Origin of the sequence: Pseudomonas sp. MPC6 (genome assembly GCF_006094435.1) — a bacterium.
GTDB lineage: Bacteria > Pseudomonadota > Gammaproteobacteria > Pseudomonadales > Pseudomonadaceae > Aquipseudomonas.
The window spans coordinates 4,214,162-4,228,962 of sequence record NZ_CP034783.1 but is presented as its reverse complement, the minus strand read 5'-3'; the positions used below and the strand labels follow the sequence as shown (position 1 = coordinate 4,228,962).

15 protein-coding genes are annotated in these 14,801 nt (G+C 61.2%); 12 read left to right on the top strand and 3 right to left on the bottom strand.

Annotation, left to right across the window (positions count from 1 at the left end; translation table 11 throughout):
• The first annotated feature begins 15 nt into the window (after positions 1-15).
• From ELQ88_RS21510 to ELQ88_RS21465, 10 genes are all read left to right on the top strand, one after another.
• Positions 16-837, top strand: coding sequence for a TIM barrel protein (locus ELQ88_RS21510; RefSeq protein WP_138967613.1), 822 nt, complete (start codon positions 16-18; stop codon positions 835-837).
• A gap of 65 nt (positions 838-902) precedes the next feature.
• Positions 903-2,834, top strand: a complete 1,932-nt coding sequence (gene iolD, locus ELQ88_RS21505; RefSeq protein WP_138967611.1) for a 3D-(3,5/4)-trihydroxycyclohexane-1,2-dione acylhydrolase (decyclizing) — start codon at positions 903-905, stop codon at positions 2,832-2,834.
• Between the two features lie 35 nt (positions 2,835-2,869).
• Positions 2,870-3,880 carry a Gfo/Idh/MocA family oxidoreductase gene (locus ELQ88_RS21500; protein ID WP_128870121.1) on the top strand — a complete coding sequence of 337 codons (1,011 nt, stop codon included), beginning with the start codon at positions 2,870-2,872 and terminating at the stop codon, positions 3,878-3,880.
• Between the two features lie 155 nt (positions 3,881-4,035).
• On the top strand, positions 4,036-5,085 hold the full coding sequence (locus ELQ88_RS21495) for a Gfo/Idh/MocA family oxidoreductase (RefSeq protein ID WP_138967609.1): 1,050 nt from the start codon (positions 4,036-4,038) through the stop codon (positions 5,083-5,085).
• 159 nt (positions 5,086-5,244) lie between these two features.
• A complete protein-coding gene (locus ELQ88_RS21490) occupies positions 5,245-6,171 on the top strand; it encodes a sugar ABC transporter substrate-binding protein (RefSeq protein WP_128870123.1) in 927 nt (308 codons plus the stop codon).
• Between the two features lie 69 nt (positions 6,172-6,240).
• The gene (locus ELQ88_RS21485; protein ID WP_128870124.1) at positions 6,241-7,806 is read left to right on the top strand and encodes a sugar ABC transporter ATP-binding protein; all 1,566 of its coding nucleotides are present in this window, start codon (positions 6,241-6,243) and stop codon (positions 7,804-7,806) included.
• Between the two features lie 56 nt (positions 7,807-7,862).
• Entirely contained in the window at positions 7,863-8,885 is a 1,023-nt protein-coding gene (locus ELQ88_RS21480) for an ABC transporter permease (protein ID WP_138967607.1), read from the top strand.
• 326 nt (positions 8,886-9,211) lie between these two features.
• Positions 9,212-9,616 carry a TraR/DksA family transcriptional regulator gene (locus ELQ88_RS21475; RefSeq protein WP_007907888.1) on the top strand — a complete coding sequence of 135 codons (405 nt, stop codon included), beginning with the start codon at positions 9,212-9,214 and terminating at the stop codon, positions 9,614-9,616.
• Positions 9,617-9,846: 230 nt separating this feature from the next.
• On the top strand, positions 9,847-11,448 hold the full coding sequence (locus ELQ88_RS21470) for a methyl-accepting chemotaxis protein (RefSeq protein WP_138967605.1): 1,602 nt from the start codon (positions 9,847-9,849) through the stop codon (positions 11,446-11,448).
• Between the two features lie 118 nt (positions 11,449-11,566).
• Positions 11,567-11,770: a hypothetical protein gene (locus ELQ88_RS21465; protein ID WP_128870126.1), complete on the top strand. Its 204-nt coding sequence runs from the start codon at positions 11,567-11,569 to the stop codon at positions 11,768-11,770.
• 8 nt (positions 11,771-11,778) lie between these two features.
• On the opposite strand, the gene ELQ88_RS21460 is transcribed toward ELQ88_RS21465, so the two are convergent.
• From ELQ88_RS21460 to ELQ88_RS21450, 3 genes are all read right to left on the bottom strand, one after another.
• Positions 11,779-12,018 (bottom strand): DUF2789 domain-containing protein, encoded by a 240-nt coding sequence (locus ELQ88_RS21460; protein ID WP_128870127.1) that lies wholly within the window; start codon positions 12,016-12,018, stop codon positions 11,779-11,781.
• Between the two features lie 130 nt (positions 12,019-12,148).
• Complete coding sequence (locus ELQ88_RS21455) at positions 12,149-12,379, bottom strand: hypothetical protein (protein WP_033057642.1); 231 nt, start codon at positions 12,377-12,379, stop codon at positions 12,149-12,151.
• A gap of 157 nt (positions 12,380-12,536) precedes the next feature.
• Entirely contained in the window at positions 12,537-12,785 is a 249-nt protein-coding gene (locus tag ELQ88_RS21450; RefSeq protein WP_138967603.1) for a hypothetical protein, read from the bottom strand.
• 431 nt (positions 12,786-13,216) lie between these two features.
• On the opposite strand from ELQ88_RS21450, the gene ELQ88_RS21445 reads away from it, so the two are divergent.
• Positions 13,217-13,666, top strand: a complete 450-nt coding sequence (locus tag ELQ88_RS21445; protein WP_178084769.1) for a hypothetical protein — start codon at positions 13,217-13,219, stop codon at positions 13,664-13,666.
• A gap of 113 nt (positions 13,667-13,779) precedes the next feature.
• The gene (locus tag ELQ88_RS21440) at positions 13,780-14,796 is read left to right on the top strand and encodes an ABC transporter substrate-binding protein (protein WP_138967599.1); all 1,017 of its coding nucleotides are present in this window, start codon (positions 13,780-13,782) and stop codon (positions 14,794-14,796) included.
• Positions 14,797-14,801: the final 5 nt, after the last annotated feature.

The window sequence follows — 14,801 nt, the reverse complement described above, 5'->3', positions numbered from 1 at the left end:
CGGAGCACAACAATAATGAGCAAACCCCTGCGTTTCGCCCTGAACCGTATGGTCGCCCCCCGTTTGTCCCTGCCGGCGTTCATCGAGCTGGCGGTGACCCTCAAGGCCGACGCCATCGAGATCCGCAACGACCTCAAGGGCATCGAGATCGAGGACGGCACCGCAGCCGAACACGTACGTGAGTTGTGCGCGGCCAAAGGCATCAGCGTGCTGTCGATCAATGCGCTGTACCCGTTCGATGTGTGGAACGACGAGCGCCGGGCGCAGGCCTTGAAGCTGGCCGCTTATGCCCGTGATTGCGGCGCCCGGGGCTTGGTCATGTGCCCGTTGAACGACCGCGCCGACTCGCGCAGCGAAGCCGAGCGCGCGTCAGGCTTGCGCACGGCGTTGAGTCAGCTGGCGCCGATCCTGCGTGATCACGGGATTCTCGGTTTCATCGAGCCCCTGGGTTTCGAAGAGTGCTCGCTGCGCCGCAAACGCACGGCGGTGGACGCGCTCAAGGCCATCGGCGGGCTGGATGTGTTCCGCCTGGTGCACGACACCTTCCACCATCACCTGGCCGGCGAACATGAGTTTTTCCCTGAACTGACCGGGCTGGTGCACATCTCCGGGGTCGAGGATGCCGAGGCGCCACTGAACAGCATTCGCGATGGCCATCGGGTGCTGGTGGGCGAGGGCGACATTCTCGGTAACTCGGCGCAGATCGACACCTTGCTGAGCAGCGGGTACAGCGGCTACCTGTCGTTCGAGCCGTTTGCCGAGAGCGTGCATGGGTTGGCGGATATCGAGCAGGCGATCGGCGCGAGCATGGATCACCTGCAAAAAACTCAAGGCTGATAAAGATCCCCTGTGGGAGCGCATTTCAAGGCACAGCGGATTTGGCTTTAAAGGAAGGTGCAAGCATGACCACAACAAGACTGACCATGGCCCAGGCCCTGGTGAAATTCCTCGATAACCAGTACATCGAGGTCGACGGCGTCCAGAGCAAATTCGTCGCCGGGATCTTTACCATTTTCGGTCACGGCAATGTGCTCGGCCTGGGGCAAGCCCTGGAGCAGGACAGCGGTGACCTGATCGTCCATCAGGGCCGCAACGAGCAAGGCATGGCCCATGCCGCCATCGGCTTCGCCAAGCAAAATCTGCGGCGCAAGATCTACGCCTGTTCCTCATCGGTCGGCCCCGGCGCGGCGAATATGCTGACCGCTGCCGCGACGGCAACGGCCAACCGCATTCCCTTGCTGCTGTTGCCCGGCGACGTCTACGCCTGCCGCCAGCCGGACCCGGTGCTGCAACAGATCGAGCAGTTCCACGACCTGAGCATCAGCACCAACGACGCGTTCAAGGCCGTGAGCAAATACTGGGACCGGATCAACCGCCCCGAGCAACTGATGAGCGCGGCGATCCACGCCATGCGCGTGCTCACCGACCCCGCCGAAACCGGCGCGGTGACCCTGGCCTTGCCGCAGGACGTTCAAGCCGGGGCCTACGACTACCCGGATTACTTCCTGCAAAAACGCGTGCACCGCATCGAGCGTCGTCCGGCCACTGCAGCGATGCTCGGTGATGCGCTCGCGCTGTTCAAAGGCAAGCGCAAACCGCTGATTATCTGCGGCGGCGGGGTCAAGTACTCCGGGGCCAACGCCGCATTGCAGGCGTTTGCCGAGCGCTTTGCGATCCCCTTTGCCGAAACCCAGGCCGGCAAGAGCGCGGTGGTGTCCAGCCATCCGCTGAACGTCGGCGGCATCGGCGAAACCGGGTGCCTGGCCGCGAACCTGCTGGCCAGGGACGCTGATCTGATCATCGGGATCGGCACCCGCTACAGCGACTTCACCACGGCGTCGAAGTCCTTGTTCCAGGATCCGCAGGTGCAATTTCTCAACCTCAATATCAGCCCCTGCGATGCCCTGAAACTCGACGGCGTGCAGCTGCTGGCAGATGCCAGAACCGGTTTGCAGGCACTGGCCGAAGCTCTGGGCGATTACCGCTCGGGCTGGGGCGACCAACCCCGTCAGGCCAAGGCGCAGCTGGATGAGGAAGTCGATCGCCTGTATCAGGTGCAATACCAGGCCGAGGATTTCGTTCCGGAAATCAACGACCACCTGGACCCGGCGGTGCTGCGCGAATTCATCGAGCTGACCGGCTCCTGCCTGACCCAGAGCCGCGTGCTCGGCGTGCTCAATCAATCCCTGGCCGACGACGCGGTGATCGTCGCCGCCGCCGGCAGCCTGCCCGGCGACTTGCAGCGCAGCTGGCGCAGCAAGGGCGTCAACACTTACCACGTCGAGTACGGCTATTCCTGCATGGGTTACGAGGTCAACGCCGCGCTGGGGGTGAAGCTCGCCGAGCCTGAGCGCGAGGTCTACGCGCTGGTGGGCGACGGCTCCTACATGATGCTGCACTCGGAGCTGGCCACCTCGATCCAGGAGCGACGCAAGATCAACGTGGTGCTGCTCGACAACATGACCTTCGGCTGCATCAACAACCTGCAGATGGGCAACGGCATGGACAGCTTCGGCACCGAGTTCCGTTTCCGCAACCCGGAAACCGGCAAGCTCGACGGCGGTTTCGTGCCGGTGGATTTCGCCATGAGCGCGGCGGCCTACGGTTGCAAGACCTACAAGGTGAACACGGTTGAAGAGCTGCAAGCCGCGCTGGCCGATGCGCGCTTGCAGACGGTGTCGACGCTGATCGACATCAAGGTCCTGCCCAAGACCATGATTCACGGCTACCTGTCGTGGTGGCGGGTCGGCGTGGCGCAAGTCTCCACCAGTGCCCGCACCAATGAAGTGGCCAAAACCCTCAACGAACGACTGGCCAAGGCCCGTCAGTACTGATTGCCCTGAATCGAACAACCACAAGGAGTCCGCACATGTCATTGAAGTTAGGCGTCATCGGCACCGGGGCCATCGGCCAGGACCACATCCGTCGTTGCAGCCAGACCTTGCTCAATAGCCAGGTCGTTGCCGTGACCGACATCAACCTGCAGCAGGCGGCGAACGTCGTTTCCGAGCTGAAGCTGACCGCCGAGGTCTATCCCGACGGTCACTCGCTGATCAAGGCGCCGGAAGTCGAGGCCATTCTCGTCACCTCCTGGGGCCCGACCCATGAAGAATTCGTGTTGGCGGCGATTGCCGCGGGCAAGCCGGTGTTCTGCGAGAAGCCGCTGGCCGTCACCGCCGAAGGCTGCCGCAAGATCGTCGACGCCGAAGTGGCTTACGGCAAACGCCTGGTCCAGGTCGGTTTCATGCGGCCGTACGACGAAGGTTATCGGGCACTCAAAGCGGTGATCGACAGCGGCCAGATCGGCGAGCCATTGATGCTGCATTGCGCGCACCGCAACCCGACCGTGGGTGAGAACTACAAGACTGACATGGCGATCACCGACACCCTGATCCACGAACTGGATGTGCTGCGCTGGTTGCTCGACGATGACTACGTGTCGGTGCAGGTGGTGTTCCCGCGCAAGACCAGCAAAGCCCTGGCGCATTTGAAAGACCCGCAGATCGTGCTGCTGGAAACCGCCAAGGGCACGCGCATCGACGTCGAAGTGTTCGTCAATTGCCAATATGGCTACGACATCCAGTGCGAAGTGGTGGGGGAGACCGGCATCGCCAAACTGCCGGAGCCGCAACAGGTGCAATTGCGCAGTGGCGCGAAGCTGTCCAACGCGATTCTGATGGACTGGAAGGACCGCTTCATCGCCGCCTATGACGTCGAGCTGCAGGCCTTTATCGATGGCGTGCGGGCCGGGCAGGTGGGTGGGCCTTCGGCGTGGGACGGTTTTGCCGCGGCAGTGGCGGCGGATGCCTGCATCGAAGCGCAAAACAGCGGCCAGATCGTCAAGGTCGCACTCCCTGACCGCCCCCACTTCTACGGCTAACCCCTTTCCCCCTGTAGGAGCTGGCTTGCCAGCGAAAGCGGTGTCACTGGCAACAATGATGTTGAATGTGCTGCCGCCATCGCGGGCAAGCCCGCTCCCACAGATTCCGTGTTCACCCAGTAAGCGGTTACAGAACAATAAGAAGGAATGCACACATGCGTATCGGACTTGTCGGTTACGGCCACGGTGGCCGGTTTTTCCATGCTCCGCTGATCAGCAGTTTGCCGGCGGCGAAGTTTGTCGGGGTGGTGACCCGCTCACCGGAGCGCCGACAGTTGCTGGCGGCCGAGCATCCGGGCGTGCCGGCCTTCGACAGCATCGGCCAACTGGTGGAAGCCGGGATCGATGTGCTGGTGGTGTCGACGCCGCTCAAGGGGCGTCCGGCGCTGGTGCTCGACGGTATCGAACACGGTGTGGCAGTGGTCAGCGACAAGCCGTTCGCCGCCGATGCGCAGCAGGCGCAAACCCTGATCACCATGGCCGAGCGCCAGGGCGTGCGGCTCAGCGTCTATCAGAACCGGCGCTGGGACTCGGACTTCCTCACGGTGCGCAAACTCATCGAGTCTGGCGCGTTGGGGCAGGTCAGCCGTTTCGAATCGCGGATCGAACGTTACTCGCCGCAGTCGGTGAACAACGGCAGCGGCGGCGGTTTCCTGCGCGACCTGGGCAGCCATCTGGTGGATCAGGCGCTCCTGTTGTTCGGCCCGGTGCAACGGGTTTATGCCGAACTCGATTATCTGGAGCCGGGCCAGGCCTTCGACGATGGCTTCTTCATGGCCCTGACCCACGCCAGTGGCGTGACCTCGCACCTGGGCGGCAGTTGTCGGCAAAACACCCCCGGGCCGCGCTTTCGGGTGACCGGCACCCTGGGGTGCTACAGCGTCGACGGTCTGGACGGGCAGGAGGCAGCGTCGCTCGCCGGGCTCACACCCAGGTCCGAAGGCGAACGCTGGGGCGTTGAAGAGCATCGTCGCTGGGGCTGGTTCGAGCAGGGCGAGGTGCGCGAGCGGGTGCCCTCCGAGCGAGGCTGCTGGAATCAGTTCTATTTACAGCTGCAAACCGCGTTACACAGCGGTGGCCCACTGCCCGTGGACGCCCGTGATGCACTGGCGACAACCCGCGTGCTAGACGCCGCGCGGCTCAGTGCCGAACGCCGGCAAGTGGTGGAATTGAGCCCGTTCGGGCCTCATGGAATAAAATCATAGAAAAATTCTAAAATGAGTTGATATGGAAATTAATTTCCAATAAAGTCATTTCCAGCGCCCTGCCATGCGCTACGTTTCAACGCTTTTCCCGCTCGTCCGTTCACTGAAATCGTCACGCCTTATCCATAAAACCAACAAGAATGTGGAGAAAGACTTTTCATGAAGACCAGGATCCGTTTCGCCTCACTTGCCCTGTCCCTGATGTTCGCCAGCGGCGCTGCGCTCGCCGACATGAAGATCGGCGTCAGCATGTCGCAGTTCGATGACACCTGGCTGACCTACCTGCGCGAATCCATGGACCAGAAAGCCAAGTCCTATCCCGACGGCGTCCAGCTGCAGTTCGAAGACGCACGCAGCGACGTGGTCAAGCAACTGAGCCAGGTGGAAAGCTTTATCAGTCAGAAAGTCGACGCCATCGTGGTCAACCCGGTGGATACCGCCGCCACCAGAAAAATCACCCAGGCCGCAGTCAAGGCCGGTATCCCGCTGGTCTATGTCAACCGTCGTCCCGATGACCTGAACCTGCCCAAAGGCGTGGTAACCGTCGCCTCCAACGATCGGGAGGCTGGCGAGATGCAGATGCAGTACCTGGCCGACAAGATGGGCGGCAAGGGCGATATCGTGATTCTGCTGGGCGACCTCGCGAACAATTCCACCACCAACCGCACCCAGGGCGTCAAGGAGGTGCTGGCCAAATACCCGAACATCAAGATCGAGCAAGAGCAGACCGGCATCTGGCTGCGGGATAAAGGCATGACCCTGGTCAACGACTGGCTGACCCAGGGCCGCAAGTTCGACGCCGTGGTCTCGAACAACGACGAGATGGCCATCGGTGCCGCGATGGCCCTGCAACAGGCCGGCGTGGCCAAGGGCAGTGTGTTGATCGCCGGAGTGGACGGTACGCCGGATGGCTTGAACGCGGTGAAGAAGGGGGCGCTGGCGGCGTCGGTGTTCCAGGACGCCAAGGGCCAGGCTGACGGCTCGATCGACACCGCGGTGAAAATGGCGAAAAACGAGCCGGTCGAGTCGGCGGTGTGGGTGCCGTTTCGCCTGATCACCCCGGACAACGTCGACCAGTTCAAATAGTCCTTCCGTTCAATAACAACAATAAGCACGCAAGGGGCAAGCGCGACCTTGCTGATGGAGTACCTGATCATGTTCGCTTCAGCGACCGCTTCGAGCCCCCCGATGGTGGGTGTCCTGCCAACTGCAATGCCTGTCGATGAGCCGTACCTGCTGGAGATCATCAACGTCAGCAAGGGGTTTCCCGGTGTGGTGGCCCTGTCCGATGTGCAGCTGCGGGTCCGCCCCGGTTCCGTGCTGGCGCTGATGGGCGAAAATGGCGCAGGCAAATCCACCCTGATGAAAATCATCGCCGGCATCTACCAGCCGGATGCCGGCGAACTGCGCCTGCGGGGCCAACCGGTGGTGTTCGAGACGCCACTGGCGGCGCTGCAGGCCGGGATCGCGATGATCCACCAGGAACTCAACCTGATGCCGCACATGAGCATCGCCGAGAACATCTGGATTGGCCGGGAACAGCTCAACGGCCTGCACATGATCGACCACCGCGAGATGCACCGCTGCACGGCGAAGCTGCTGGAGCGGCTGCGCATCGACCTCGACCCGGAAGAGCAGGTCGGCAACCTGAGCATCGCCGAGCGGCAGATGGTCGAGATTGCCAAGGCGGTGTCCTACGACTCGGACATCCTGATCATGGACGAACCGACCTCGGCCATTACCGACAAGGAAGTCGCCCACCTGTTTTCGATCATTGCCGACCTCAAGCGCCAGGGCAAAGGCATCATCTACATCACCCACAAGATGAACGAAGTGTTCAGCATCGCCGATGAAGTGGCGGTGTTCCGTGACGGCGCCTACATCGGCCTGCAGCGGGCCGACAGCATGGACGGCGACAGCCTGATTTCGATGATGGTCGGGCGCGAACTGAGCCAGCTGTTCCCGGTGCGCGAGACGCCGATCGGCGAGCTGTTGCTGTCGGTGCGCGACCTCAAGCTCGACGGCATTTTCAAGGACGTGTCCTTCGACCTGCATGTCGGCGAGATTCTTGGCATCGCCGGGTTGATGGGCTCGGGGCGGACCAATGTCGCCGAGGCGATCTTCGGCATCACCCCGAGCGACGGTGGCGAGATGCGGCTGGATGGCGAGGTGGTGCGCATTACCGATCCGCACATGGCCATCGAGAAGGGCTTCGCGCTGTTGACCGAGGATCGCAAGCTCAGCGGCCTGTTCCCGTGCCTGTCGGTCCTGGAAAACATGGAAATGGCCGTGCTGCCGCACTACGCCGGCCACGGATTCATCCAGCAAAAAGCCCTGCGCGCCTTGTGCGAAGACATGTGCAAGAAGCTTCGGGTGAAAACTCCGTCGCTCGAGCAGTGCATCGACACGCTGTCCGGCGGTAATCAGCAGAAGGCCTTGCTGGCGCGCTGGCTGATGACCAACCCGCGAATCCTGATTCTCGACGAGCCGACCCGCGGCATCGATGTCGGCGCCAAGGCCGAGATCTATCGGCTGATTTCCTACCTGGCCAGCGAGGGCATGGCGGTGATCATGATTTCCTCGGAACTGCCGGAGGTACTCGGCATGAGCGACCGGGTGATGGTCATGCACGAGGGCGATCTGATGGGCACCCTCGACCGCAGCGAAGCGACCCAGGAACGGGTGATGCAACTGGCCTCGGGCATGTCCGCGGTTCACTAATGGATGCCGGCGCTGGCTCGGCCAGCGTCAAAGACGCGATAGAAGGGTGATGGGTTATGAACGCGATACTGGAAAACAAGCCAGCAACGGTACCGGTCAAGAGTCGCCGGCGCTTTCCGACCGAATTGAGTATCTTCCTGGTGCTGATCGGCATCGGCCTGGTGTTCGAAGTGTTCGGCTGGATCGTGCGCGACCAGAGCTTCCTGATGAACTCCCAGCGCCTGGTGCTGATGATCCTGCAAGTGTCGATCATCGGCCTGCTGGCCATCGGCGTCACTCAGGTCATCATTACCACCGGTATCGACCTGTCCTCCGGCTCGGTGCTGGCGCTGTCGGCGATGATCGCCGCCAGCCTGGCCCAGACCTCCGACTTTACCCGGGCGGTGTTCCCCTCGCTGACCGACTTGCCGGTGTGGATTCCGGTGATCGCGGGGCTTGGCGTGGGGTTGCTGGCGGGGGCGATCAACGGCAGCATCATTGCCATCACCGGCATCCCACCGTTCATTGCCACCCTCGGCATGATGGTCTCGGCGCGCGGCCTGGCGCGTTACTACACCGAAGGGCAGCCGGTGAGCATGCTGTCGGACTCCTACACCGCCATCGGCCACGGCGCGATGCCGGTGGTGATTTTCCTGGTGGTCGCGGTGATCTTTCACATCGCGTTGCGTTACACCAAGTACGGCAAGTACACCTATGCCATCGGCGGCAACATGCAGGCGGCGCGCACCTCGGGGATCAACGTCAAGCGCCATCTGGTGATCGTCTACAGCATCGCCGGGCTGCTTGCCGGCCTGGCAGGGGTGGTGGCTTCGGCACGCGCGGCGACCGGGCAGGCGGGGATGGGCATGTCGTATGAGCTGGACGCGATTGCCGCGGCAGTGATCGGCGGCACCAGCCTGGCCGGTGGGGTGGGGCGCATCACCGGCACCGTGATCGGCGCACTGATCCTCGGGGTGATGGCCAGCGGCTTTACCTTTGTCGGGGTTGATGCGTATATTCAGGACATCATCAAGGGCTTGATCATTGTGTTAGCGGTGGTGATCGACCAATACCGCAACAAGCGTAAACTCAAGCGCTGAAACCGAAGCAAACCGCAAAAAGCGCCACGCCTGACCCGCGTGGCGCAGCCGTTTGTCTTCTCTGTAAAGCCGCTCGATGGAATTTCTTGCTATAAACGCACTCCGATAACCACCGCATAGCCTGCCATAGAGCACTTTCGGGGCTTTGTCGGACGAATTCGCTGTCTTTTCAGTTGCTGAGGCCTCAAGTCGGCCTTAGACTGCCGCCCCTCGTAAATTGAGTGCCGGGTGGCGCTTGGAACAACTGGCGCCTTTCCGCTGACCGACCAGGTCCGCCGGAACGCTCCCTTATTCGCCTTAATGCACGTTTTTTTATAGAGAAATCAATGACAAAGGACAAGTTGCTGGCCATGCCGGCGGATGACTACATGAATGCCGAGCAACATGCTTTTTTCTCCGAGCTGTTGCAGAACATGAAAGTCGAAACCCACGAGCGCATCGAACAGAACCGCATCGCCATCGAGAGCCTGGATACCCCGGCCGACCCGGCTGACGCTGCGTCTGTCGAAGAAGAGCGCACCTGGCTGGTGAACGCGATCGATCGCGACCAGCGAATGCTGCCTCAGTTGGAACAGGCGCTGGAGCGCATCAAGGAAGACAGCTTCGGCTGGTGCGACGACAGCGGCGAGGCCATTGGCCTCAAGCGCCTGCTGATCAGCCCGACCACCAAGTACTGCATCGAAGCTCAAGAGCGTCACGAGCAGATCGACAAGCACCAGCGTCAGGCCTGATTCAGTAGCGCGATTCAGTAGCGCCCCCATCGCGGGCAAGCCCGCTCCCACAGGTTCAATGCATACCTTGTGGGAGCGGGCTTGCCCGCGATGCTTTTCGACGTCTGCGAAAAACCCCGCGCACTTCTATTGATCTGCTGCAACGCCCACGACTAACGGACCATAGATAATGGCCTTGTAGTGGCGTTTAATGCGGACACAACAATTAGAAGCTGCATGGGGTGACAACGATGACGCAAGACGGGTCTCTGGCCGCGGCAGTGCCCGCAGCCGTACTTCTGCCGAAAAAACAGTGGCTCACGCCGACCCTGCAAAGCATCGCCCTGATGCTCCTGTTGTGTGGCATGGCGCTGGGTGGCGGCTCGCTTTATCTTGGCCTGCCATTGGCCGTGCTGATTATCTGGCTGCCGCGCCTGCGCTCGCGACCCATCACCCAACCTCCTGCCGACAACGCCGACGCCCTTGGCGAGTTGACTCGCGATCTTTCCTACACCACCAGTCATAACGCACTGTCGGCCGCCGGCGTCGCCTATTCGGTCAAGCAACTGGCCGACAGGCTGCAATCGCAACTCGGTGCCGCCGCGCGGATCGTCAGCAATGCCGAAGTGATGATCGCCACCGAACAAGCCACTTCGACCCTCAGCCACCAAGCCCTGAGTGCGGCCAGCGAGGCTCACCGCAGCAGCGCGACAGGGCGCACGGAGCTGATCGAGTCCATTGCCCGCATGCATCAGCTCAGCCAGCGCGCCAGTAACAGCCGGGAGCTGATCGAAGCCCTGAGCCTGCGCAGCGACGAGATCCAGCGGGTGACCCTGGTGATCCAGTCGATCGCCAGTCAGACCAATCTGCTGGCACTCAACGCGGCAATCGAGGCGGCCCGTGCCGGGGAGCACGGTCGCGGTTTTGCGGTGGTGGCCGATGAGGTTCGCGGGCTGGCCGCGCGCACGGCGATCGCCACTGGCGAAGTCGGGGAGATGGTCGCCGATATCCAGCAGCGCACTGCGCAAGTGGTGGAGCAGATCCGCCAGCTGTCCAGTGACCTCGACACCGGCGTCGAACAGGTCGAGCACACCGGCAAGCATCTGGACAACATCGCGCGTCTGGCGGCAGGCGTCGAAAGCCAGGTGGGGGACATCGCCAAGGGTGCGCAGACCAACCGCGAGCAACTCGACAGCCTGTTCCACGCCATCGAACAGATGCGCAGCGATCTGGCGGTCAGCGACCAACAGACCCGCCGCCTGGCCCAGGCGGCCGTGCAAATGGAGGGTCAGGCCGAAACCATCAGCGAGCGTCTGGCCGAAGTCGGGCTGGATGACTATCACCAGCGCATTTATGACCTGGCCCGCGAAGGCGCGAGCCGGATTGCGGCGCGTTTCGAAGCGGATATCGACGAAGGCCGAGTCAGCCTCGACGACCTGTTCGATCGCAATTACCAGACGATCCCCAACACCAGCCCGGCCAAATACCAGACCCGTTTCGATCGCTACACCGATCAGGTCCTGCCGGCGATCCAGGAATCGTTGCTGCCGCGCCATGAAGGCCTGGTGTTCGCCATTGCCTGCACCCAGCAAGGCTATGTGCCGACCCATAACAAGGCCTTCAGCCAGCCATTGACCGGCGACGCGCAGGTCGACAGCCTGAACAACCGCACCAAACGCAAGTTCGCCGACCGCACCGGGCTGCGCTGTGGCAGCCATCAACAGGCCGTGCTGCTGCAAACCTATACCCGCGACACCGGTGAGCTGATGCACGATCTCTCGGTGCCGATCATGCTCAAGGGCCGGCACTGGGGTGGACTGCGCCTGGGCTACCAGCCGGAAAAGCCGCGCTGAGCATCTTATTGTTACTTGTTGCGCAAAAAAGATGTGCACGCCTGTGACTGTTTCTTTGTGAATGGACTCATTATTCTGCCTACATAGTTAGGTGGCTAATGAAATTCACGAGGTCAGCATGCAAGGCAGGGTCGATGTAGCGGTGATGATTGGCAGCGGTGTGCCCGCCAGCTTGCGTGCGATGGGTCAGAGAGTCTGCTGGGTGGTGCTGCTGGATGGCGAGCGCCGGGGGACGGCGTTTTCCAGTCGCGAAGAGGCGCAAGAGTGCAGGGCTGCCTGGCTGGCGCAATTGAGCGCCGGAACACCCGACAGCCTGCATTGAATCAAAGGCTAGTGAACTTGATGCATGCGCAGGTTGAGGTCGTCGACCACCCGCGCCCAATCCGCGTCTTCGCGCAATTGCTCTTTCAGGAAGCCGGCTTGCTGCGGTGTCCAGAACTCGGCATCGATGAGTTTCTTGTCATCGGGCAGCGGGGAATGGCTGGCGATGAAATCGTCGATGGCTTTCTCGGTGGAATCCAGGCCGAGTTGGTCGAACAAGCCTTTCAAGTCGTGTGTAGGTGAATCCATCTTCATCTCCTTACTGGTCACGCGGATGCGAGATCTGAGGTGCGGCTTCATTGCATCTGAGGGAGCCGCGCTTCAGGAGTTCGATAGCGATGTTCGAAAGCAGGGATGAGCATAGACTGCAAACGGCTGATCAGGCTTTCAATGCGCCTTCATCGACGGCAAGCTTCAGGGCTTTGGCGGCTTCCTGGGCGGCGATGGCGGCGACGTCGGAGGTCTTGAACCAGCGATCCTTCTCGACCTGGTGATAGGTCACGGTGGTCAGCGGTGGTTTGGCGCGCATGATAATGACTGCCTGGAATTCGCCTTCGACCTCTCTGGCTTCGCCCCGGATAAAAAATTCACCGATATCAAATTCCGTCACGTAGCCGCCTTCCCTTGGAAATATTATGGTGTGGAACGCCGCCCGCCCTGGGGTTGCGGTTCGTTTGATCGGCCAGTATGGCAGTAGTTGCCTGCCGGCGGCTGAGTTAAGTCGCCGGCATGACGAAACGTCCAGGGGGGTGAAGGTCGGGGGCGTGTCAAATGCGTGACTCTAGGGCGCGGGCGAGGGCGCAGGCTTCGTTATGGTCGCCGCGGAAACCCCTTACATGGCCCGTGGCGATGTCCTTGATATGGAAGAAGGCATTGCCCGCCAGAACCACCTGGAATCGCAGTGCGACAGGAGGCGGCGCGGGAAAGTCATGGGGCGGGAACACCGTCGGGGGCCGGGGCGCCGGGCCGCTGGTGTAGAATGGCTGAGGTTGAGCGAAGTGGGTCAGTGTGCACATGGGAAGTCCTTTTCGTAGTTTTGCCGACGCGTGTACTTCGTTTTGGCTAGTCTCGGTGAGCATCGCTGCTCTAGAATCACCACCACTGGTGGGCGATTGATGTTTATCTAAAGCAATTTTTTGCTGGCGATATGTCAGAAAAGTGCTTTTTTTTTAGCGTTTTTTCCCTAAAGTTAGTAATCCGTTTTTTCTGACCGTTAGCAGGGCGTTTTCCTTCAACCTCTGACGAACGCCAGGCAGGACGACGCGAATGACATTCCAGTAGTCTTTTCACGCCTCGCGGTGGATGAGCGCTCAGCCATCCTCAGGATTTCAACCGGGTCATTTGGCTAAACCCTCGGCATTGCCGCTTTTTTCTGCTGTGCGCTTTTTCCGTGTGCGGCATCATTTTCAGATGTGGGGATGTTTCCTTGGCAGTAAGTAATCTCGATATGCATGCCTTGTTCGTGTTGGGTGATTTGCGCGCAAAGCTGGTCAAACAGTTCCAGTCACGTTTCGTCTACATCACCGAACAGAACGCTGAAGGCATTTACATTGCCGAAATCGATACCGAGTCAGCGCTGGTGGTAGACGACAAGCCAGGGCTCAAACTCAAGGTCGGCGATCATTTCAGCGCCGCCGTACTGCCCAGTCGCGAAGGCGGCAAGCTGGACATCAAGTTCCGCGATATCAAGCTGACGGTCTACGGGCTGGGCGATTACGCGTTCGTGACCAGCGTCGACGGGCACGGGATCCTGTTCAAGGAAGGACACAGCGTGGTGATGGTGTTTGCTGCCCACCAGCAGTTGCAGGAGGGCCTGACCAAAACCCTTAAAGCCGTTACCGCCAAGGCTGCCAAATGGCGCAAGGGTGAACTGGTGACGTTCAAGGCCAGCGAGTAATGCCTTCGAAAGCAGGAACCTCTACTACAGTCAGTTGACTGAGTATTCAGAGGCTTTGCGGTCTTCTGCCAGGCCATCCTGCCATTGCTGTGAACAGCACGAGGTGCAAAACCATGAACGGATTTCGACGGCTGCTGGCCGCCACCCTGGTCGCGTTCGGTTTGTTGGCTTCACCCGTTCCGGTGATCGCTGCCCAGGCGCCGATCCATTTTGCCGACCTGAACTGGGAAAGCGGCAGCCTGATCACCGACATCCTGCGGATCATCGTCGAGAAGGGCTACGGCTTGCCGACCGATACCTTGCCGGGGACGACCATCACCCTGGAAACCGCCCTGGCCAACAATGACATTCAGGTCATTGGCGAGGAATGGGCCGGTCGCAGCCCGGTGTGGGTCAAGGCCGAGGCCGAAGGCAAAGTGGTGAGTCTGGGCGATACGGTCAAGGGCGCCACCGAAGGCTGGTGGGTGCCGGAGTATGTGATCAAGGGCGACCCGGCCAGAGGCATCAAGCCACTGGCGCCGGACCTGCGCAGCGTCAGCGACCTGCCCAGATACAAGGGCGTGTTCAGCGATCCGGAAACCCCGGGCAAGGGGCGCTTCCTCAACAGCCCGATCGGCTGGACCTCGGAAGTGGTCAACAAGCAAAAGCTCAAGGCGTACGGCCTGGACGACAGCTATGTGAATTTTCGCAGCGGCTCGGGGGCGGCACTGGATGCGGAGATCAGTTCGTCGATTCGCCGCGGCAAGCCGGTCCTGTTCTATTACTGGTCGCCGACGCCATTGCTTGGCCGCTTCAAGCTGATTCAGCTGCAAGAGCCGCCGTTCGATGCCGACGCCTGGAAAACCCTGACCGACGCCGATAACCCGAATCCGAAACCGACGCGCTCGCTGGCCTCGAAACTGTCCATCGGCGTGTCCACGCCCTTCCAGAAACAGTACCCGCAGATTGCCGAGTTTTTCAGCAAGGTCGATTTTCCGATCGACCCGTTGAACAAGGCCCTGGCCGAGATGAGCGAAAAACACACCGCGCCACGGCAGGCGGCGGAGGCGTTCATGAAGGCGCACCCGGATGTGTGGCGGGCTTGGGTGCCCAAGGATGTGGCGGATAAGGTGGCTGCCGAACTGAAGTGATGCAG

What these genes read in the sequence shown, in the direction of transcription:
- ELQ88_RS21490 (WP_128870123.1), top strand. Translation starts at nt 5,245, where the DNA reads ATGAAGACCAGGATCCGTTTCGCCTCACTTGCCCTGTCCCTGATGTTC.
- ELQ88_RS21460 (WP_128870127.1), bottom strand. Translation starts at nt 12,018, where the DNA reads ATGGATTCACCTACACACGACTTGAAAGGCTTGTTCGACCAACTCGGC.
- ELQ88_RS21485 (WP_128870124.1), top strand. Translation starts at nt 6,241, where the DNA reads ATGTTCGCTTCAGCGACCGCTTCGAGCCCCCCGATGGTGGGTGTCCTG.
- ELQ88_RS21450 (WP_138967603.1), bottom strand. Translation starts at nt 12,785, where the DNA reads ATGTGCACACTGACCCACTTCGCTCAACCTCAGCCATTCTACACCAGC.
- ELQ88_RS21495 (WP_138967609.1), top strand. Translation starts at nt 4,036, where the DNA reads ATGCGTATCGGACTTGTCGGTTACGGCCACGGTGGCCGGTTTTTCCAT.
- ELQ88_RS21500 (WP_128870121.1), top strand. Translation starts at nt 2,870, where the DNA reads ATGTCATTGAAGTTAGGCGTCATCGGCACCGGGGCCATCGGCCAGGAC.
- ELQ88_RS21465 (WP_128870126.1), top strand. Translation starts at nt 11,567, where the DNA reads ATGCAAGGCAGGGTCGATGTAGCGGTGATGATTGGCAGCGGTGTGCCC.
- ELQ88_RS21480 (WP_138967607.1), top strand. Translation starts at nt 7,863, where the DNA reads ATGAACGCGATACTGGAAAACAAGCCAGCAACGGTACCGGTCAAGAGT.
- ELQ88_RS21510 (WP_138967613.1), top strand. Translation starts at nt 16, where the DNA reads ATGAGCAAACCCCTGCGTTTCGCCCTGAACCGTATGGTCGCCCCCCGT.
- ELQ88_RS21445 (WP_178084769.1), top strand. Translation starts at nt 13,217, where the DNA reads ATGCATGCCTTGTTCGTGTTGGGTGATTTGCGCGCAAAGCTGGTCAAA.
- ELQ88_RS21470 (WP_138967605.1), top strand. Translation starts at nt 9,847, where the DNA reads ATGACGCAAGACGGGTCTCTGGCCGCGGCAGTGCCCGCAGCCGTACTT.
- ELQ88_RS21440 (WP_138967599.1), top strand. Translation starts at nt 13,780, where the DNA reads ATGAACGGATTTCGACGGCTGCTGGCCGCCACCCTGGTCGCGTTCGGT.
- ELQ88_RS21475 (WP_007907888.1), top strand. Translation starts at nt 9,212, where the DNA reads ATGACAAAGGACAAGTTGCTGGCCATGCCGGCGGATGACTACATGAAT.
- iolD (WP_138967611.1), top strand. Translation starts at nt 903, where the DNA reads ATGACCACAACAAGACTGACCATGGCCCAGGCCCTGGTGAAATTCCTC.